Genomic DNA, 18,908 nt, shown 5'->3' with positions numbered 1-18,908 from the left:
GGACTTCCATGTCCGTACGACCAGCCCGCGCGCTCGGCGCCGTACTCCCGGTGGCCCTGCTGGCGTCCCTCTCGGTGGTGCTGCTCCCGGCAGACACCGCCGAGGCCGCGCCCCGCACGGTGCAGGGCGGCCGGCTCGACTGGGGAGTGAAGTCCTCCTTCCAGAGTTACGTCACGGGCCCCGTCGGGAAAGGCGCTTTCCGGCTGAAGGGAGGTGCCGCCACGGCCGGCGGGAGCCTGTTCCGCTTCCATTCCGCCGCCGGGTCCCACGACCCCGAAGCCGGCAGCCTGGACGCCGCGTTCACCGGCGGGGTGCAGTTCCAGGGCCATCAGAAGCCGGACGGCTCCTACGAGCTGGACCTGACCGTGAGCCACCCCACGGTCAGGATCAACGGCGGCACCGGAACCCTCTACGTGGACGTGGTGGGCCGGGCCAAGGGCACCGGGGCCGTCACCGACCGGAAGGACGTGCCCTTCGCCTCGCTCTCCCTGACCGGCGCCCACCTGGCGGACCTCAAGGGCGGGGACGGCGGCCGGATCGCCCTGGACGGCGTACCCGCCACCCTCACCGAGGAGGGCGCGCAGTCCTTCGCCGGCTACTACCCCGCGGGCACCAAACTCGATCCGGTGAGCCTGTCCGCGGACGTACGGGCCCCCGGAGCGGCATCGCCCGCCCCGAGCGCCCCGCCCGCCGCCGGCACACCGGCAGGCAGCCCGCAGGGGCAGGGGCCTTCGCCGACGCCGCCGTCGACTGGGGGGTCCGCCGTACCTTCCGCGAGTACGTGACCGGCCCGATCGGGCAGGGCGGGTGGGAGCTCACCGAAGGCGCCCAGGACGGGGGCGCGCTCTTCCGCTTCCCGCAGGGCAAGGGCACCCACGATGGCCGGAAGGGCACGCTCGACGCCGCGTTCGCCGGTGCCGTCCGCTTCACCGGGGCCCACCTCGACCTCACGCTCGGCAAGGTCGCCGTCCGGATCGCCGACGGCAAGGGCGTGCTGTCCGCCGACGTCACCAGTGGCGGGCGCACCGAACCGGCGGTCGCGCTGGTCGAGTTCGATGCCCGGGGACTGAAGACCGAGGGCGGTCTGGCCACCGTCACCGAGGCGCCCGCCACCCTCACCGAGGGCGGATCCAAGGCGTTCAACTCCATGTACAAGGCGGGCACGGAGATGGACCCGGTCTCGCTGTCGGTCGCCCTCGACCCCTCGGCGAAGCTGCCGGCCCTGCCCGACCTCGGCTCCACCGGCTCCACCGGCACCACCGGCTCGACCCCGCCGACGACCGCCCCGCAGGCCGACCCGTCCGGTACCGCCGGGCTCGCCGGCGGTGGGTCCGGCTCCGGTTCGGACACCGGCACCTACGTCGCGCTCGGCGCGGCCGTGCTGGTCCTGGCCGGCGGGGGCGCCTGGCTCGCCGTCCGCAGACGCCGGGCATCGGCTGCCGCAGCCCCGCAGGACTGACCCCGGGTCCGCCCCCTTCCCCTTCTTCTCCTCCCCGCTTCTCTTCCCTTCCTCTTTTCCTCCTTTCCCCTCTCATCCGTTCAGGAGTTCCTCAGTCATGTCCTCCTCCCCCTACCGCAGCCCGCTCGCCCTCGCGGCGGCCGCCCTCACCGCCGTCGCCCTCGGCGCGACCACCCTCTCCCTCCCCGGCACCGCCGCCGCGGCGGAACGCCCCACCACTCCGCTGAAGGTCACCGGAGGCACCCTGGACTGGGGGGTCAAGGCGAGCTACCGCGCCTACGTCACGGGCATGGCCGCCGGCACGATCACCGTCGCGGACGGGGCGCAGCGCAACGCCGACGGAACCTTCCGGTTCGGGTCCGCCACCGGGCAGTACGACCCGGCCACCCACGTGGTCAGGGCCGCTTTCAAGGGCAGCGTCACCTTCTTCTCGCCCGCCCCGCCCACCGGCCACGGCTTCGAGGTCAAGCTCTCCGACTTCCGCATCGACAGCGGTACCCGGCAGGTGACCGCGGACGTCACCAAGGGGGGCGCCACCGCCCAGGACGTGCCGCTGGCCACCGCGGCCTTCACCGGTCCGGACATGACGGGGCTGGCCACCACCCTCACCAAGCAGGCGGCGGACTCGCTCGGCTCGGCCACGTACGAGAACAAGCCGGGAGACCCGCTCACCGCGAAGCTGCAGTTCGACCGGCCGAGCCCGAAGCCGACGGGCACCACCGGCACCACCCCCTCCCCGACGGCGACGAAGACCCCGACCAAGGCCCCGACGCCGACGAAGACCCCGGCGAAGACCCCGAGCCCGACGAAGACCTCCACGCCGCCGCGGACCGGCAGCCCGGCCCCCGGCGGTCCGCAGAAGCTCGTCGCGGGCAAGGCCACCTGGGGTATGAAGGAATCCTTCCGCAGCTACGTGCAGAACGCCGGAGGTACGGTCACCCCGACCGGCGGCGCCGTACGGAACGGCGCACTCTTCGACTTCACCCTCGGCAAGGGCGACCTCGACACGAAGAACAAGAAGCTGAACGCCTCCTTCAACGGCAGCCTGCGCTTCCTCTACGCCGCCCACGGCATCGACATGACCTTCGGCAACCTGCGCGTTCAGGCGGCCGGGAAGACCGGCACCCTGGTGCTCGACGTGAAGACCGCCTCCGGCACGAAGACGGCGGTCCCCTTCGCCACACTCGACCTGTCGAAGGCCGACTACCGGGCCGCCAACGGGGTGCTGGCACTGAACGGGGTCCCGGCGGTCTTCACCGCCGAAGGCGCCGCCGTCTTCGCCAACGGCACCACGGGCTCGATGTACCGGGCGGGCCAGGCCATCGACCCGCTGACCCTGTCCGTGGCCTTGGACAAGAGTGCGTCCCTCCCGGCCGGCACCGGTGGCTCCTCCGGCGGCGGCACCACCGCCCAGGGCGGCGGCAGCCTGGCCTCGACCGGCGCCGAAGTCCCGGCCGGGAGCCTGCTCGCCGCCTCCGGGGTGGTGGTCGCCGCGGGTGCCGGCTCGATGTTCCTCGCCCGGCGGAGCCGGACGTTCCGCCGCTGAGCGTGCTTCAATGCCCGCGTGAACGATCTCGACGTGCTCATGGTCTTCTGCGCAGGTGACGGACGGTACGGCAACAGGCTCGGTGTCGTCCGGGACGGCCGCACCTGCCCCGACGACGCCGGCCGCCAGGCCCTCGCCGCCGAACTCGGCTACAGCGAGACGGTGTTCGTCGACGACCCCGAGCGCGGGATCGTCGACATCCGGACCCCCGGCACGCGGATGTCCTTCGCCGGGCACCCGCTGGTCGGGGTGGCCTGGCTGCTGGACATCGAGGAGCTGAACCCGCCGGCCGGACCGGTCTGGGCCCGCGACGACGGCGAGTTCACCTGGATCACGGCCCGCCCGGAGTGGGTCACGGCCAAGCGGACCCGGCAGTACGCCAGTCCGGAGGAGGTGGACGCGCTTCCGGCGCCGCCGCCCGGCGAGGGCTGGCTCTACGCCTGGGCCTGGGAGGACGAGACCGCCGGCCGGATCCGGGCCCGCGGCTTCCCGCGCCGCCCGGACGGCATCATCACCGAGGACGAGGCGACCGGTTCGGCGGCGCTGCTGCTGACGGCACAGCTGAACCGGGCCCTGAACATCACCCAGGGCGAGGGTTCGCAGATCCTGACGGCACCGGGACCCGACGGCACGATAGAGATAGGCGGCCGGGTCCGTTTCGCGGACGCCGGGGTGCGATAGCGCATTGCCGAAGTATGGTCCCTTGAACGCCGTTTGAGGATGAACGGCCCTCTTCTGGAGGTCATGTGACCACGCCGCCCCAGCCGCCGGTGCCGCCCGAGCAGTACGGCATTCCGCCGCAGCCCACCTATCAGCAGGTGGGCGCGGTGCAGCCGCCCGTCTCCGGGCCGGTACGCTCCGGCAGCAGTCCGCTCGTGCTGGCCGGCGGGCTGATAGCGGTGGCCTCGCTCGTGGCCACCGCGGTGTTCACCGGCCTGATGTACTCCGACCAGCCCGACACCGCGACGGAGTTCGAGAAGCAGCACCGCCTGAGCACCTGCGCGTACGCGCACCAGGACCCCGATACCTGGGGGGACAACACCGAGGGGCTCAACTGCCACGAGCTGTACAACATGCCGCAGGCGGAGTGGGAGAAGCGCTTCGGCGAGGACTACGAGGACAGCGACGACAGCTGACCGACGGCGTCCGTGAACGGCCGAGGCACCCGGATCGGGGCCTCGGCCGTCACAGTCCGCACGCTCAGGCGCTCAGGCGTTCAGGCGCGCAGGCGTTCATGCGCTCAGCGGGAACTCGGCGCCCAGCTCGCGGAAGACCGCGCCGTTGAAGTCGAAAGCCCGCTTGCACTCGTCGATGATGCGCTGCTTCTCCAGGTCGTCGGCGGCGATCGTGTCCAGCAGGCCCCGGTACATCCGCTTGAAGGCGGCCGGGTTGTCGATCGCCTCGAACACGTAGAAGCGGACTCCGTCGCCCTTCCGCTCGAAGCCCCAGGTCCGCTCCGCCTTGTCGCGGATGATCTGACCGCCGGAGAGGTCGCCGAGGTAGCGGGTGTAGTGGTGGGCCACGTAGCCCCCGGGCCAGCCGTCCGCGCACTCGGCGACCCGGGCCGCGTACGCCGCGGTGGCCGGCAGGGCGACGAGGGTTTCGCGCCACTGCGGCCCGCGCAGGTGTGCCAGGTCCCGCTCGATCTCGGCCACCCGCATCAGCTCGGGCCGTATGAACGGACCGGCCACCGGGTCGCCAGCCAGAGCCTGGGCCCCGTCCTCCAGGGCCCGGTAGACGAACCACAGCTGCTCGGTGTAGCGCGCGTAGGCGTCCACCCCGAGCCGGCCGCCCAGCAGGTCGCTCATGAAGCTGGAGGTTTCGGCCTCGGTGTGCTGCTCGTGCGACGCGACGCGGATGACGGTGGAGAAGGCGTCCAAGACAGGACCTCCAGAGGAAGGCGGACGGGTGCGGCGGCAGCGCCGCCGCACCCGATCCTGCTACTTAGGTTTACCTAAGTCAATGTGTTGCCGACAGGCTGTCGGTAAATGCATCCCCTGTCCGGCCCCTCGGAAAACATCCGGGGCGGAAGACGCGCGGGCGGAAGAACGCGCGGGCCGGAAACCTACGGCAGGGTGAGGATGTCCGCCCCGCTCTCCGTCACCACCAGGGTGTGCTCGAACTGCGCGGTCCGCTTCCGGTCCTTGGTGACCACGGTCCAGCCGTCCTCCCACATGTCGTACTCGTGGGTGCCCAGCGTCAGCATCGGCTCGATGGTGAAGGTCATCCCGGGCTCGATCACGGTGGTGGCGTGCGGGCTGTCGTAGTGCGGGATGATCAGGCCGGAGTGGAACGAGGAGTTGATGCCGTGACCGGTGAAGTCACGGACCACGCCGTAGCCGAAGCGCTTCGCGTACGACTCGATGACCCGGCCGATGATGTTGACCTGGCGGCCCGGCTTGACCGCGTTGATGGCCCGCTTCAGCGCCTCCCGGGTGCGCTCCACCAGCAGCCGCGACTCCTCGTCGACGTCCCCGCACAGGTAGGTGGCGTTGTTGTCGCCGTGCACCCCGCCGATGTACGCCGTGACGTCCAGGTTCACGATGTCGCCGTCCCGGAGCACCGTGGAGTCCGGGATCCCGTGGCAGATGACCTCGTTGACCGAGGCGCACAGCGACTTGGGGAAGCCCCGGTAGCCCAGCGTCGAGGGGTAGGCGCCGTGGTCGCACATGTACTCGTGCGCGACCCGGTCCAGGGCGTCGGTGGTCACCCCCGGGGCGATCAGCTTGGCCGCCTCCTCCATCGCCCGGGCGGCGATCCGGCCGGCTTTGCGCATGGCCTCGATCGTCTCGGCCGACTGCACCTCCGGTCCGGAGTAGGGAGTGGGCGCGGGCTTCCCCACGTACTCGGGACGGCGGATGTTTCCGGGTACGGAACGGGTGGGGGAGAGCGTCCCCGGTACGAGCAGCGACTGGCCAGACATGCATGCGAGTGTATCCAGCGGGGATCGGGCAGCATGGCGGCAGAGGAAGGAGCACAGGATGGCTCTGTTCAAGAAGCGTCAGGTCGGCAAGGCGGGCGAGTGGTACTACTGCCTGGTCCACAAGAAGGTGGAAGAGGGACCCGAGTGCCCGGCCAAGGACCGGTTCGGGCCGTACGCCACCCCGGAGGAGGCGGCCCACGCGATGGAGACCGCCCAGGAGCGCAACCTCGACTGGCAGACCGACCCCAAGTGGAACGACGTCTCCCGCGAGGAGGACGGGGGCGCGGCCACCGGCAGCCCCTGATCCACTCCCGGTCCGTCCGACCCACCCCGCCCCACCCCGACCCACTCTGGTCCGGCCCTGGTCCGGCACGGTCACCAGCGGCCGGCCGGCGGCGCCGTCAGCTGGTCCGCCAGCCGGTCGGCCAGCCGCGCCAGCCGGTCCCGGAAGCGGCGCGGGCCCCGCTGCGCCGGCAGGCTGTTCTCCCCGGCCGCCGCGCTGACCAGGTGCTGCACCGTGTCCAGGTCCAGGCCCGGATCCGCGCCCGCCGGGACCGACAGCGCATCGTGCGCCAGGGTGCCCAGCTCCGGGTCGCCGCCGTCCAGGGACAGTACGGTCGCCCCGGCGCGACGGGCGCCGTGCACCCGCTCCAGCAGCCCGGCCGGGGGCCGCTCCGGCGCCACCACCAGCAGGGTCTCGCCGCGCCGGGCCGCCTCCAGCCGCCCCAGCCCCACCGACAGGTGGGCCGGATCGCCGGGCAGCACCCGGTGCCGGACCAGCGTCGGGGCCAGCTCCGGCAGTCCGGACCAGGCCGCCTCGTCCACCAGGTGCGCCGCCAGGTGCCAGGGCTCGTACTCCTCGGTGCCCACCAGCAGCAGACCGGCCCCGGACGGGGTCACCGACCGCCGCAGCGAACCCGCGAACCGGCGGGCCGCCCCGGGCCACTCCGTACCGGCGAGCACCTCACGCAGCAGCGCGACCCTGACGGCGTCCATGCGCGGCATCCTGCCGCAGGAAGCGCGTGACGGCGGGCGATTGCCGCGGCCTCACCCGTTCGGCCTTGCGCTACCCGGCAGTACCCTCGCCCCCATGACCTCCACTGACAGCAGCAACAGCACCGGCGGCGCGGCCCCCGCCAAGGCACCCGCGAAGGACCCCTGGGACCTGCCGGACGTCTCCGGCCTCGTGATCGGCGTCCTGGGCGGCACCGGCGACCAGGGCCGCGGCCTCGCCTACCGGTTCGGCCGGGCCGGCCAGAAGGTGATCATCGGCTCGCGGGCGGCCGAACGGGCCGTCGCCGCCGCCGAGGAGCTGGGCCTGGGCATCGAGGGCGCGGACAACGCGGAGTGCGCGCGCCGCAGCGACGTCGTGATCGTGGCCGTCCCCTGGGAGGGCCACGCCAAGACCCTGGAGTCGCTCCGCGAGGAGCTCGACGGCAAGCTCGTGATCGACTGCGTCAACCCGCTCGGCTTCGACAAGCAGGGCGCCTACGCCCTCAAGCCGGAGGAGGGCTCCGCCGCCCAGCAGGCCGCGGCCCTGCTCCCCGGCTCCCGGGTCACGGCCGCCTTCCACCACCTCTCGGCGGTCCTGCTCCAGGACGCGTCGGTCGAGGAGATCGACACCGATGTGATGGTCCTCGGCGAGTCCCGGGCCGACACCGACCTGGTCCAGGCCCTCTGCGCCCGCATCCCCGGCATGCGCGGCGTCTTCTCCGGCCGCCTGCGCAACGCCCACCAGGTGGAGGCCCTCGTCGCCAACCTGATCTCGGTCAACCGCCGTTACAAGGCCCACGCCGGCCTCCGCGTCACCGACGTCTGAGCCGTCGCGGCCGGCTTCCGCCGCCGGTTGCGCCGGCCGGTTCCGACGGGCGGCCTGCCGCAGGGAGATTCCCCTGCGGCAGGCCGCCCGCCACTTCAGCCGCGGCGTGCAGTCCGGCGGGGCCCGGACGCCACGTGCGCCACGACCCCCTGGTAGAAGCGGTCAACCGCGTCGTCGACGCTCCGGATGAAACCGGACTCCGAACTGCCCCGGGTGTTGCCCATGCCCTTGAGCAGCGTGAGCCGGAAGCCGATGATCGGGCCGCCGTCCTTCGGCAGGAGGTCGCCCGGTTCCGGGCGCAACCGCTCGAGCGTTCCCCGAGGTCCGTTCTGGGCCTCCACCAGGCTCTCGACGTGCAGGTCGGCAGGGGCGTCGGAAAGCAGCCGGACCAGCTTCTTGGCGGTGGACAGCGGGTACGAGCCCGCCGGTGCAGGGATGTCGATCGAGGTGCGGATCCGGCTGGTCCGGAGGTCGGCGGTCACGGCGATGACGCTGGTCGTACCGTCGATCCGCAGCTCCGCGGAGAGCCGCCCTTCCGCACAGAGCCGGTCTGCGGCGGCGAGCCGACGGGCGGACGGATCGCCGTCCTTCCTCGACCGCTGGACCGGAAGGGCCTTCTGGCCCAGTTCGCCACCCAGCCGCAGACAGACCTGGCGGATGAGCCGCTCCCAGTTCTCCACGACCTCTACCGCGCGCGGGTCGCCCTGCCCGAGGGTCTCGTCCTCGATACCCTTGCGCACGGGGACCCAGGATGCCCCCATGTTCTGGAAGCCGTGGCACCCGGAGTTCTCGTGCTGCAGGTACTCCAGGAGCTCCTGCAGGAGCCAGGCGTGCGCCGCATTCCCCACCCCCTCGTGCCGGATGAGCATCTGAGCCTGGTGGGCCACCTCCGCCCACGAAAGGTGCCAGAGGGCGACCTTGTGCTTGCGCCGGCCGTCGGTCTTGACGTCGACCATGGCCGTGCCTTCCACGGCGACGTCGTTGGAGAGGGTGATGACCGCCTCGTACCCGCGGCGAGCCGCGATGTCCATGTACTGCTGGACCTGCTCGGCCTTCAGCGGGCTGCCGTTCGTCTTCGTCTCCACCAGGGCGGTCCACAGCTTGCCGGCTCGTTCGACTCGGATGACGCCGTCGGGCCGCTTGGGGGTATCGCCGTGCGGCAGCGACACCTCGGTGAAGGTCTGCATCCGACCGGCCGGGGCGCCGAACGCCGCCGTAAGGCGACGGCCGAACTCGGGTACCTGGGCCATGACGGACAGCAGAACGGAGGTGGCCCGGGTCTCCCGCTCCCGGTCGCTCTTGAGAGAAGGAGCAGGGAAGAGGAGGGCAGGCCGCCAGGAATCGTTCTCAGCGAGCGACTTGGGGGCGGCCCGGGGCAGGGTGATCTTCTTCCGGGTGGTCCGGGGGCTCCGTTCGCGGGACTGCGCGGGGATGGCCGGGACCGGGGGAAGTTCGTCCTTCCGGAGGCCGGCCGCAGGGATGTCCGCCGGTGCCGGGTCCAGGGCCCGTGCACCATCCGGTGCGGGTGCCTGCGTGCTGTCCGGCGCGGGCGCGCGGAGGGCCCCGGCCGCCACCGGGCCGGCTTCGGCAGCCTCGTCCAAGGCGTCCGCCTCGGCATCCGAGTCATCGACGACGGTGATCCCGAAGTCTGTCGCCAGGCCGGCGAGGCCCGTCTCGTATCCCTGGCCGACCGCCCGGAACTTCCACGCGTCGTTGCGCCGGTACAGCTCTCCGAAGATGAAGGCCGATTCGACGCTCGCATCGTGGATCGAGAACCCGAGCAGGACCTCACCGGACCGGTCTGCCACCGTCATCCGCAGGTCGTCCAGGTCGCCGAAGCGGGCGCCGCCGTACTGGCTGGCTGCAACGACGATCCGTTCGACCTCCGCGGGCACGGCGGACAGGTCCACACTGATGCGGTCCTCGTCGCCGTTCTCCGTCGGGGTCTTGCCGAGCAGCTGCACGCTGCCGTCGGTGGCCGCCGGGTTGTTGTAGAAATAGAAATCGCCCTCGCTCCGGACCTTTCCGTCGCCGTCGAGGAGCAGCACCGAGACATCGGCGTCGCCGGCCCCGGACGCACTAGTCCAGCTCAGACTGATGACGACCGCTTCCGCGTCGTCGCTCAGTGCGTCCAGGCCGATGTTGGCGCCCTTCGGAATTTCCTGCATGATCCCCCCACTCGCGCGCTCCGAGGCGCGAGGTGTGATGTGCCTTACACGCCCGGGGGAACCGTAGCGCCACAGAACGGTGAAGATCGCAAGAACGGGAAATCAGGCCGATGTGGGGACGGCGGAGGGCTCGCCGGACGTACCCGGGGCCCTTACGGGGGCCATGCGCGCCATGAGGGACACTGGTGGAGCACCACCCCCCAGTGCCCCCGAGGAGCCACGCCCCATGCCCCGCCTTGCCGTGTTCGCCCTTGTCGTCTGCGCGCTGTCCGTGGCCGCGGCCGTCGTCGCCTTCGTGGAGGGCAGCTTCCTCGGGATCGTGTGGGTGCTGCTCGCCGGTCTGACCTCGAACATGGCCTGGTTCTACGTGCGCAAGGCGAAGGCCGAGAAGGCGGCGCGGGCACCCCGGCTCGGCTGAGGCCGCCCTCGGGGAGCCGGCCGGCTCAGCCGGCCGCCGCCGTGCAGATCTCGGCGCTGTCCTGCCAGAAGCGGTAGAGGTCCCAGCCGCAGTACCGCTCCAGCTCGGACACGCCCAGCGAGCCGAGCAGGCCGTACACCGCGTCGAAGAAGAACTGGTTGACCTCGGGGATCCACAGCAGCGCGAAGACCGCGATCAGGCCGAACGGTGCCAGCGGCTCCACCTGCCGCCGCACGTTGTACGAGAGCCAGGGCTCGATCACCCCGTAGCCGTCCAGGCCGGGCACCGGCAGGAAGTTCAGGATCGCGGCCGAGACCTGGAGGAGCGCCAGGAAGGCCAGCGCGAAGCGGAAGGCGGACGGCACCCCGTCGAGCGCGTTCAGCCAGAACGGGGCCGTGCACACGATGGCGAACGCCACGTTGGTGAGCGGTCCGGCGGCCGAGATCAGGCTGTGCTGCCAGCGCTTCCGGATCGAGCCCCGCTCGATGTACACCGCGCCGCCGGGCAGGCCCAGGCCGCCCAGGATCACGAACAGCACCGGCAGGACGATGCTGAGCAGGGCGTGCGTGTACTTGAGCGGGTTCAGGGTCAGGTAGCCCTTGGCCCCCACCGTCAGGTCACCGCTGTGCAGGGCGGTGCGGGCGTGCGCGTACTCGTGCAGGCAGAGCGACACGATCCAGGCGGAGGTCACGAAGAGGAAGATCGCGAGGCCGGTGCTCGCGGCGTAGCCGGTCCACACGGCCCAGCCGGTCACCGCCATGATCGCGGCGATACCGAGGAAGACGGAACTGATCTGCCGCTCGCCGCGGCCTGCCGGATGACCCATGCGCGGCAACATACCGGCCGTCTCCGTCGCCCGGACGGGCGGGCCCGGAACGGGCCGGGAGGATCCGGCCCGGCTCCGCGCCGGAGGGAACGGCTCCGGTGGAGATCCGGCAGGTCCCCCGGAGCGGGTCCGGCGAACGGGGACAATGGGTCGGTGCGTTACGGGATTCTCGGCAGTGCCCAGGCGGTCCGCGACGACGGCAGCGCCGTCGCGCTCGGCGGTGCGCGGCTGCGCGCCCTGCTGACCGCGCTCGCCTTGCGGCCCGGCCGGGTGGTGCCGGCCGAGGTGCTGGTCGCCGAGGTGTGGGGCGGCAGCCCGCCCGCCGACGCGGTCGCCGCATTGCAGGCGCTGGTCGGCCGCCTGCGGCGGGCCGTCGGGCACATCGCGATCGCCTCCGACGCGCGCGGCTACCGGCTCGCCGCGGACCGCGGCGACGTCGATCTGTTCCGCTTCGACGAGCTCGCCCGGACCGCCGCCGGCGCCCTGGCGGCCGGCGACCCGGCGCGGGCCGCCGCCCGTTACCGGGAGGCCCTCGCGCTGTGGCGCGGCCCCGCCCTCGCCGATCTGCCGGACCCGGCCGCCGAGGCCGCGCGCTGGGAGGCCGTACGGCTGGACGCGCGCCGGGGCCGGCTGGCCGCGGAGCTGGCGCTGGGCGAACCCGACCGGGCCCTGCCCGAGCTCGCCGCGCTGTGCGCGCAGCGGCCCCTGGACGAACGCCTCCAGGCCCTGCGGATCACGGCGCTGCGCGACGCCGGCCGGCCGGCCGAGGCACTCGCCGCGTACGAGGACGTCCGCCGCGATCTCGCCGCCCGCCTCGGCGCCGACCCCGGCCCGGCTCTGCGGGCCCTGCACGCGGACCTGCTGTCCCCGGCTCCCGGACCGGTGGCGCCGGCTCCCGGCCGGGCCTCGGCCGCCGGCCCGGGAGCGGCCGTCTCCCCGGCCCCCGGCGGGGCTGCCCGGGCCGCCGACTCGGGTTCCGCCGGAGCCCCGGCGGGGGATGCCGCCGGGGACGTCCCCGACGGCCGGACGGTGGGGAACCTGCGGGCCCGGCTCACCACCTTCGTCGGGCGGGAGGATGACATCCGGGCGATCGGACGGGACCTCGCGGGGGCACGGCTGGTGACGCTGCTCGGGCCCGGCGGGGCCGGGAAGACCCGGCTGTCGCAGGAGGCCGCCGAGGCCACCGGCGGGCCCGGCCGGCCCGACGGGGTCTGGCTGGTCGAGCTCGCGCCGGTGGACGATCCGGAGGACGTCCCGGAGGCGGTCCTGGCCGCGCTCGGCGGCCGCGAGACCAAGCTCCGCGGAGGCGCCGCCGAGGAACTGCGCGTCATGACCGACCGGACCGGCGACGACCCGCTGGAGCGGCTCGTGGAGTTCTGCTCCCGGCGCCGCCTGCTGCTCCTGCTGGACAACTGCGAGCACGTGGTCGGGGCCGCCGCCCGGCTCGCCGAGGAACTCCTGGCCCGCTGCCCGGGCGTACGGATCCTGGCGACCAGCCGGGAGCCGCTCGGCGTGCCGGGGGAGACCCTGCGGCCGGTGGAGCCGCTGCCGGACCCCGTGGCGCTGCGGCTCCTGCAGGACCGCGGCGCCGCCGCCCGGCCCGGCTTCCGCACGGACGAGGACCCGGCCGCGGCGGCCGAGATCTGCCGCCGGCTGGACGGACTGCCCCTCGCCATCGAGCTGGCGGCGGCGCGGCTGCGGCTGCTGACGCCGCGGCAGATCGCCGACCGGCTGGACGACCGGTTCCGGCTGCTGACCAGCGGCAGCCGGACCGTACTGCCGCGGCAGCAGACCCTGCGGGCCGTCGTCGACTGGTCCTGGGACCTGCTGGACGGGGCCGAGCGCACCGTGCTGCGCCGACTGTCGGTGTTCGCGGGCGGCTGTGGCCTCGCCGCCGCGGAGGCCGTCTGCGGCGACGGCGGGCCGGCCGGCGCCCGGGACATCACCGGCACCCCCGGCACTTCCAGCACTTCCGGCACCCCCGCCGTCGTCGACGTCACCGACGTCCTCGGCGCGCTGGTCGACAAGTCCCTGGTCACCGCCGCCCCCGGCCCGGACGGGGAGATGCGGTACCGGCTGCTGGAGACCGTCGCCGAGTACGCCGCCGAGCGGCTCGGCGAGGTCCCCGGCGACCGGGAGGCAACCGAGCGGCGGCACCTCGTCCACTACCGCGAACTCGCCCGCACCACCGAGCCGCTGCTGCGCGGGCACGGCCAGCGGGCCGCCGTCCGGGTGTTCGTCACCGAGTACGAGAACCTCCGCACCGCCCTGCGCCGGGCCGTGGCCGCGCAGGACGGGCAGGAGGTGCTCTGCCTCATCCACAGCCTCTCCTGGTACTGGAGCACGCACGAACTCAAGTCGGAGTCCCGGCACTGGTCCGAGGCCGCCGCCACCCTGGGCCCCGACCCCTTCCGGGCGCCCGTCGCCCCCGCTCCGCCCGTGTACCGGCAGATCGTCGACACGCCCCCGCCCTACGACGGGGACCTGCTGGCCGAAGGATGGCGCGGCATCCACCTGATCCGGCTGGCCTCCCGCGACCAGAGCGCCGAGTCCTGGCAGTCCCCGGTGGTCGCCGCCGAGATCAAGGGGGTGCTCGCGGCGTACCGGCCGGGTCTCCCGCAGACCTGTCGGCTCCCCGCCGGGATGTGGATCTACGCCGTGATGATCTCCGGGGACGCGGCGCTGCTCCGGCAGGTCGTCGACGCCACCGTGGACGCGTCCCGCGAGCTCGGCTACCGCTGGGAGCTGGCCTCCGCGCTCCAGCTGCGCGCCAACGTGCTCGCCAACCGGGCCGACTGGGCCGGTGACGCCGCGCGCGACGCCGAGGAGAGCCTCGCCGTCTTCCGTGAGCTCGGCGACGACTGGGGCTGCGCCGAGGCCCTCTCGGCCCGCGCCGAGTCCCGTGAGAAGCGCGGCGAACACGCCCTGGCCGCCGAGGACTTCCGGGCCGCGATCCGGCACGCGGAACGGCTCGGGGCCAGGGCCCAGGTGACCCTGCTCCGGGTGCGGCTGGCCGGCACCCTGCAGGAGCAGGGCGAGGGCGAGGAGGCCGAGGCGATCCTGGCAGACGTGCTCGCCACCCGGCAGGGGTACGGCAGCGAGGCCACGCCGATGGCCCGGATCTTCCTCGCCGTCCGCTTCGGCCGGACCGGCCGCTTCGCGCAGGCCCGCGCCCAGGTGCGGTACATGCGCGAGGAGTTCGCGTTCGGCGCGTACGCCGTCTTCGACGCGCTCCTGCTGGGGCTGGTGGCCTGGCTCGACAACAAGGAGGGGGAGTACGAGCACGCCCTCGGGGTGCTTCGGGAGGCGCTCGTCCTCGTCGAGGAGCCGATGGCCCGGATGGTGTTCCCGCAGATGCTGGCGGTCTGGCTGATGCACGCGGCCGGTGCGCTGGCCGGGCTCGGCGGGCCGGAGCGGGCCGCCGACGCGGCCCGGCTGCTCGGTGCCTACCGGGCCCACCTGCCCTCGGGGCACTTCCCGGTCACCGAGGAGCGCGAGGCGGCGGCCCGCGCCGAGGACCTGGCGCGGGCGGTGCTCGGCGACACCGCCTTCGAGGCGGCGTACGCCGAGGGCGGCGGCCTCGACATCGAGGAGGCCACCGCCCTGGTCTGACCGCCGGGGGCTGGAACTGCTGTGTTGTGGCTGGGTGTGAGTGTGTTCTGGTGTGCAGGAGTGAGTGCCGCGGCCGTGGCGGTGGATTGACGCCGAGCGGGAACGAAGGTTCTTGCATCGAATGGGTGACCTTCGTCGGCGGTGGTCGTTGGGCGGGGGGGGGAGGGGTTCTTCGATGCCGGGGTGGGCGACAGGTGACGGGTGGGCTGCGGGAGTTGTCGGCGCCGTTCGTCGCGCTCGGGCCCACGGGCGTGGCGGTCCGGACCCGGCTGAAGGGCCTGAGGCCGCGGGACGAGGAGGTGCTGGCCCTGGTTGGTACGCACCTGGGCTCGCTCGCCTCGATGGATCTCGCGGCCCGTTGCCGTGATGGCCTGGACCACTCCGCCGATACGTGGGCGGGCCGGAAGCGGGAGCTGACGGCGGTGTCGTCGTCCCGGTGGGCAGGCAGCATCACCAAGGCGTCGTCACCCCCGACGGCGAAGTGTCGGTCAAACTCCCCGCGCCACTGGCACACCCGGCCAACAGCCGGCACGGCCGGTACGTCCTGGCCTGCCGGATCACGTTCCCGCACCGGGGCACGGAGTGGACCGACCGCGTGGAAGCGAACCGGGCGGTGGCCTAGGACACCTGGTCCGGCGACGGACGGCACCGCCCCCTGCTCGCCGGAGCGATGAGCAGGGGCATCGGACCGTCCAGGCCCCACCGGACGCCCCTGGGCGTGAGGAAACCCGCCCCCGCATCCCCGGACCGCGCACACGATGCGCCCGGCCCGGACGCGGAGCGAAGGCGGGCGACCAGCGTGCCCAACACCGTTCGGGGCACACGGCTGAGCACGAGTCCTGGCTACAGGACTCACTCCCACTCAGTCTTTAGGAACGGTCAGGTCTTGGTACGGAACTTCCGCACCGCCAGCGGTGCCGTGACCGCGGTGATCACCACGGCCCAGCCCAGCGTCATCCACGCGGAGTGGGCGACCGGGCCGCCGTTGATGAGGTTGCGGGCCGCGTCGGCCAGGTTGGACAGCGGGTTGTAGTCCGTGAAGGTCTGGAGCCAGCCCGGCATCGAGGACGGCGGACTGAAGATCGAGCTGCCGAACTGGAGCGGCATCAGGACGAGCATCGCGACCCCTTGGACGGCCTGGGCCGTCTTCATGGTCAGGCCCAGCAGGATGAAGATCCACATCAGTGAGGCGCCGAAGACCATCGACAGGCCGATCGCGGCGAACAGGTCGAGCACCGAGGTCTTGATGTCCAGGCCCAGCAGGAAGCCCATGCCGAGCAGGATGGCGGTGGCCAGCAGCATCCGGCCGATCTCGACCACGATCTTGGCGGTGAGCACCGAGGAGCGGGCGATCGGCATGGACCGGAACCGGTCCATCACGCCCTTCTGGACGTCCTCGTTGATACCGGTGCCCACCGCCATGGCGATGTTCAGGCCCATCATCGCCATCATGCCCGGGACCAGGTAGTTGACGTAGGCGTCCTGGTTGCCCTTGCCCGCGATGGCGCCGCCGAAGACGTACACGAACAGCAGGATGAAGACGATCGGCATCAGGACGACCTCGAAGATCGACTCCGGGTTCGCCTTGATCTGGAGGGCGTTGCGGCGCGACAGGGCGCCGATGTGCCGCAGGTGTCCGCGCAGGCTGATCCGGGTGTCCTGGGCCGGTGCCGCGGCGCCCGCGGTGGTGCCCGGAGCCGCCTCACGGGCCGCGGTGGTGGTAGTCGTGCTCATGCCGCGACCTCCTCGGTCGTGCCGGTGGCGGTGGCAACGGAGTCCGCTGCGTCGGCCGGGGACAGGGGCTTCTGGCCGGTGATGGAGAGGAACACCTCGTCCAGGCTCGGCAGGTACGTGCCGATGTCGGCGATCGCGTAGCCGCGGGCGGCCAGCAGTCCGACCACGGCGGTCAGCTGCGCGTCGCTGAGGATCGGGACCAGCAGGACGCCCTCGTCGGGCACGGCCTGCGAGCCGGCGACCCCGTCGAGGCCGGCCTCGGCCAGCGACCGGGCCATGCCGGGCAGGTCCGCCGCGTCGGCCGGCCGGATCCGCAGGGTGCGGCCGCCGACCCGGGCCTTCAGCTCGTCCACCTTGCCGCTGGCGATGACCTTGCCCCGGTCGATGACGGTCAGCTCGCTCGCGAGCTGCTCCGCCTCCTCCATGTACTGGGTGGTGAGCAGCACCGTCGCCCCCTCGGCGACCAGCCGCTGCACCTCGTCCCACACCTCGTTGCGGGTGCGCGGGTCCAGGCCGGTGGTCGGCTCGTCCAGGTAGATCACGGCCGGGTTCCCGATCAGCGAGGCCGCCAGGTCCAGGCGGCGGCGCATACCGCCGGAGTACAGCCCGGCGACCTTCTTGGCCGCGTCGGTCAGCGAGAAGCGCTCCAGCATCTCGTCCGCGCGCCGGCGGGCGTCCTTGCGGGACAGGTCGAGCAGCCGCCCGATCATGTAGAGGTTCTCCCAGCCCGAGAGCCTCTCGTCGACCGAGGCGTACTGCCCGGTCAGGCCGATGGTGCGGCGCAGCTGACGCGGCTGGCGGACCACGTCGAAGCCGGCCACGGTGGCGGTCCCGGCGTCGGGGACGATCAGGGTGGACAGGCAGCGCACCAGGGTGGTCTTGCCGGCGCCGTTCGGGCCGAGCACGCCGAGGACGGTGCCCTCGCGGACGTTCAGGTCCACGCCGTCCAGTGCTTTGGTCTCGCCGTAGTGCTTGACCAGTCCCCGGACCTCCACGGCGTTCACCGCGCCGTGCCGGGGGTTCTTGTCGATTCGCGTCATGGCCACCATGAGAACAGGAGCCACCGACAACGCACCGACAGAGTCCCTACAGGAAGCCGACGGCCCGCCGACACCGAGGTGTCGGCGGGCCGTCGGACGCGGCCGGTGAGGCCGTCGCCTCAGTGGACGCTGTGCTCCTCCAGCGGGAAGGTCCCGCCCACCACGTCCTCCGCGAATGCCTTCGCCGCGTCGCCCATGACGGAGCGCAGAGCGGCGTACTGCTTCACGAAGCGGGGCATCTTCCCGCCGGTGAGGCCCATCATGTCGGTCCACACCAGCACTTGGGCGTCGCACGCGGCACCGGCCCCGATGCCCACGGTCGGGATGTGCAGCGACCGGGTCACCTCGGCCGCCAGCTCCGCCGGTACGAGCTCCAGCACCACGGCGAAGGCGCCCGCGTCCTGCGCCGCCTTCGCGTCGCGCAGCAGCTGGTGCGCGGCCTCGTCGCCGCGGCCCTGCACGCGGTAGCCCATGGCGTTGACGGACTGCGGGGTCAGCCCCAGGTGGGACATGACCGGGATGCCGGACTGCACGATCAGCTCGGTCTGGCGCAGCGAACGCTCGCCGCCCTCCAGCTTGACCGCGCCGACCCCGGCCTCCTTGACCAGGCGGGTGGCGCTGCGCAGGGCCTGGACCGGGCCCTCCTGGTACGAGCCGAACGGCATGTCCCCGATGACGAGCGCCCTGCTCGTGCCGCGCACCACCGCGGCCGACAGCATGGTCATCTCGTCCATCGTGACGGGGACGGTGGTGTCGTAGCCGAGGTGGCAGTTGCCCATCGAGTCGCCGACGAGGATGACCGGGATGCCGGACTCGTCGAAGACCGACGCGGTCATCGCGTCGTAGGCGGTGAGCATGGGCCACTTCTCGCCGCGTTCCTTGGCGAGGGTGAGGTCGCGGACGGTGATGCGCCGGGTGCCCTTTCCTCCGTAGAGGACGGGGCCGGATGTTTCGCGGGCAGGCGAAACGGGGGCATGCGTCATTGCAACTGCTCCTTGTGTCATCTCGAGGCGCCCTGACGGCGTCCCCGGACTCCCCCACATCGTCGCACCAGGGCGGGCCGGGGCGGAAGTATCGGTCCGGGTGCGGCGGCCCACACGGCCCGTACGGACCGGGCGCCGCGGCCCACACGGCCCGTACGGACCGGGCCCCGCGGCCCACACGGCCCGTACGGACCGGGCCCCGCGGCCCGCGCGCACCGGGAGGCCGGCACCCCCGCGGCCCGGCGGCGGCGCGCGCGGGCCGAATGTGCGCGTTTCGTGACAAGGGGAACCCGTGTGCTGCGCACCTTCGTCCTCCCGGTCGGACGAACCGGAACGGTACGTCACGGAAGGCTCCGGATATCGCCTAGGGTCAAGGGGCG

At 72.8% G+C, this 18,908-nt stretch carries 15 protein-coding genes and 2 pseudogenes; 9 read left to right on the top strand and 8 right to left on the bottom strand.

The annotated features are described in order from the left end of the window. Positions 1-8 precede the first annotated feature (8 nt). The 4 genes and pseudogenes from AC067U_RS06965 (at position 9) to AC067U_RS06950 (ending at position 4,141) form a co-directional block, all read left to right on the top strand. Positions 9-1,459, top strand: a pseudogene (locus tag AC067U_RS06965) (HtaA domain-containing protein). Between the two features lie 97 nt (positions 1,460-1,556). Beyond that, the gene (locus AC067U_RS06960) at positions 1,557-3,005 is read left to right on the top strand and encodes an HtaA domain-containing protein (RefSeq protein ID WP_478828599.1); all 1,449 of its coding nucleotides are present in this window, start codon (positions 1,557-1,559) and stop codon (positions 3,003-3,005) included. 39 nt (positions 3,006-3,044) lie between these two features. Next, on the top strand, positions 3,045-3,686 hold the full coding sequence (locus AC067U_RS06955) for a PhzF family phenazine biosynthesis protein (protein ID WP_478828928.1): 642 nt from the start codon (positions 3,045-3,047) through the stop codon (positions 3,684-3,686). 65 nt (positions 3,687-3,751) lie between these two features. Then, on the top strand, positions 3,752-4,141 hold the full coding sequence (locus AC067U_RS06950) for a hypothetical protein (protein ID WP_478828598.1): 390 nt from the start codon (positions 3,752-3,754) through the stop codon (positions 4,139-4,141). Between the two features lie 96 nt (positions 4,142-4,237). Here AC067U_RS06950 and AC067U_RS06945 read toward each other — a convergent pair whose 3' ends face one another. Both AC067U_RS06945 and map read right to left on the bottom strand, forming a co-directional pair. After that, the gene (locus AC067U_RS06945; RefSeq protein ID WP_478828597.1) at positions 4,238-4,885 is read right to left on the bottom strand and encodes a biliverdin-producing heme oxygenase; all 648 of its coding nucleotides are present in this window, start codon (positions 4,883-4,885) and stop codon (positions 4,238-4,240) included. Between the two features lie 185 nt (positions 4,886-5,070). Further along, the gene (gene map / locus AC067U_RS06940; RefSeq protein WP_478828596.1) at positions 5,071-5,928 is read right to left on the bottom strand and encodes a type I methionyl aminopeptidase; all 858 of its coding nucleotides are present in this window, start codon (positions 5,926-5,928) and stop codon (positions 5,071-5,073) included. Between the two features lie 58 nt (positions 5,929-5,986). On the opposite strand from map, the gene AC067U_RS06935 reads away from it, so the two are divergent. Then, positions 5,987-6,232 (top strand): hypothetical protein, encoded by a 246-nt coding sequence (locus AC067U_RS06935; RefSeq protein ID WP_478828595.1) that lies wholly within the window; start codon positions 5,987-5,989, stop codon positions 6,230-6,232. A gap of 71 nt (positions 6,233-6,303) precedes the next feature. Here the strand turns inward: AC067U_RS06935 and AC067U_RS06930 are convergent, their stop codons facing one another. Beyond that, positions 6,304-6,924 (bottom strand): hypothetical protein, encoded by a 621-nt coding sequence (locus AC067U_RS06930; protein WP_478828594.1) that lies wholly within the window; start codon positions 6,922-6,924, stop codon positions 6,304-6,306. 94 nt (positions 6,925-7,018) lie between these two features. On the opposite strand from AC067U_RS06930, the gene npdG reads away from it, so the two are divergent. Beyond that, positions 7,019-7,747 carry an NADPH-dependent F420 reductase gene (gene npdG, locus AC067U_RS06925; RefSeq protein ID WP_478828593.1) on the top strand — a complete coding sequence of 243 codons (729 nt, stop codon included), beginning with the start codon at positions 7,019-7,021 and terminating at the stop codon, positions 7,745-7,747. 95 nt (positions 7,748-7,842) lie between these two features. On the opposite strand, the gene AC067U_RS06920 is transcribed toward npdG, so the two are convergent. Then, positions 7,843-9,915, bottom strand: coding sequence for a TerD family protein (locus tag AC067U_RS06920; RefSeq protein WP_478828592.1), 2,073 nt, complete (start codon positions 9,913-9,915; stop codon positions 7,843-7,845). A 226-nt stretch (positions 9,916-10,141) separates the two neighbouring features. On the opposite strand from AC067U_RS06920, the gene AC067U_RS06915 reads away from it, so the two are divergent. Next, positions 10,142-10,333 (top strand): hypothetical protein, encoded by a 192-nt coding sequence (locus AC067U_RS06915; protein WP_478828591.1) that lies wholly within the window; start codon positions 10,142-10,144, stop codon positions 10,331-10,333. A 25-nt stretch (positions 10,334-10,358) separates the two neighbouring features. Here the strand turns inward: AC067U_RS06915 and AC067U_RS06910 are convergent, their stop codons facing one another. Then, entirely contained in the window at positions 10,359-11,159 is an 801-nt protein-coding gene (locus AC067U_RS06910; protein WP_478828590.1) for a site-2 protease family protein, read from the bottom strand. 153 nt (positions 11,160-11,312) lie between these two features. Between AC067U_RS06910 and AC067U_RS06905 the strand changes: the two genes are divergently transcribed. Beyond that, complete coding sequence (locus AC067U_RS06905) at positions 11,313-14,771, top strand: AfsR/SARP family transcriptional regulator (RefSeq protein ID WP_478828589.1); 3,459 nt, start codon at positions 11,313-11,315, stop codon at positions 14,769-14,771. 215 nt (positions 14,772-14,986) lie between these two features. Then, a pseudogene (locus AC067U_RS06900) lies at positions 14,987-15,644 on the top strand (hypothetical protein). Between the two features lie 6 nt (positions 15,645-15,650). On the opposite strand, the gene AC067U_RS06895 reads toward AC067U_RS06900, so the two are convergent. From AC067U_RS06895 to panB, 3 genes are all read right to left on the bottom strand, one after another. Further along, positions 15,651-16,505, bottom strand: coding sequence for an ABC transporter permease (locus AC067U_RS06895; RefSeq protein WP_478828588.1), 855 nt, complete (start codon positions 16,503-16,505; stop codon positions 15,651-15,653). Next, positions 16,502-17,554 carry an ATP-binding cassette domain-containing protein gene (locus AC067U_RS06890; RefSeq protein WP_478828587.1) on the bottom strand — a complete coding sequence of 351 codons (1,053 nt, stop codon included), beginning with the start codon at positions 17,552-17,554 and terminating at the stop codon, positions 16,502-16,504. The genes AC067U_RS06895 and AC067U_RS06890 overlap by 4 nt, the downstream gene beginning before the upstream one ends. 110 nt (positions 17,555-17,664) lie before the next feature. Then, positions 17,665-18,528, bottom strand: coding sequence for a 3-methyl-2-oxobutanoate hydroxymethyltransferase (gene panB, locus AC067U_RS06885; protein ID WP_478828586.1), 864 nt, complete (start codon positions 18,526-18,528; stop codon positions 17,665-17,667). Positions 18,529-18,908 lie beyond the last annotated feature (380 nt).

This window comes from Streptomyces sp. NPDC043853 (genome assembly GCF_056436025.1).
Note: the sequence above shows the minus strand (reverse complement) of the source record. Positions and strands in the feature narration are given on the sequence as shown.

What these genes read in the sequence shown, in the direction of transcription:
- AC067U_RS06895 (WP_478828588.1), bottom strand. Translation starts at nt 16,505, where the DNA reads ATGAGCACGACTACCACCACCGCGGCCCGTGAGGCGGCTCCGGGCACC.
- AC067U_RS06930 (WP_478828594.1), bottom strand. Translation starts at nt 6,924, where the DNA reads ATGGACGCCGTCAGGGTCGCGCTGCTGCGTGAGGTGCTCGCCGGTACG.
- AC067U_RS06915 (WP_478828591.1), top strand. Translation starts at nt 10,142, where the DNA reads ATGCCCCGCCTTGCCGTGTTCGCCCTTGTCGTCTGCGCGCTGTCCGTG.
- npdG (WP_478828593.1), top strand. Translation starts at nt 7,019, where the DNA reads ATGACCTCCACTGACAGCAGCAACAGCACCGGCGGCGCGGCCCCCGCC.
- AC067U_RS06910 (WP_478828590.1), bottom strand. Translation starts at nt 11,159, where the DNA reads ATGGGTCATCCGGCAGGCCGCGGCGAGCGGCAGATCAGTTCCGTCTTC.
- AC067U_RS06960 (WP_478828599.1), top strand. Translation starts at nt 1,557, where the DNA reads ATGTCCTCCTCCCCCTACCGCAGCCCGCTCGCCCTCGCGGCGGCCGCC.
- AC067U_RS06920 (WP_478828592.1), bottom strand. Translation starts at nt 9,915, where the DNA reads ATGCAGGAAATTCCGAAGGGCGCCAACATCGGCCTGGACGCACTGAGC.
- map (WP_478828596.1), bottom strand. Translation starts at nt 5,928, where the DNA reads ATGTCTGGCCAGTCGCTGCTCGTACCGGGGACGCTCTCCCCCACCCGT.
- AC067U_RS06890 (WP_478828587.1), bottom strand. Translation starts at nt 17,554, where the DNA reads ATGGTGGCCATGACGCGAATCGACAAGAACCCCCGGCACGGCGCGGTG.
- panB (WP_478828586.1), bottom strand. Translation starts at nt 18,528, where the DNA reads ATGACGCATGCCCCCGTTTCGCCTGCCCGCGAAACATCCGGCCCCGTC.
- AC067U_RS06935 (WP_478828595.1), top strand. Translation starts at nt 5,987, where the DNA reads ATGGCTCTGTTCAAGAAGCGTCAGGTCGGCAAGGCGGGCGAGTGGTAC.
- AC067U_RS06955 (WP_478828928.1), top strand. Translation starts at nt 3,045, where the DNA reads ATGGTCTTCTGCGCAGGTGACGGACGGTACGGCAACAGGCTCGGTGTC.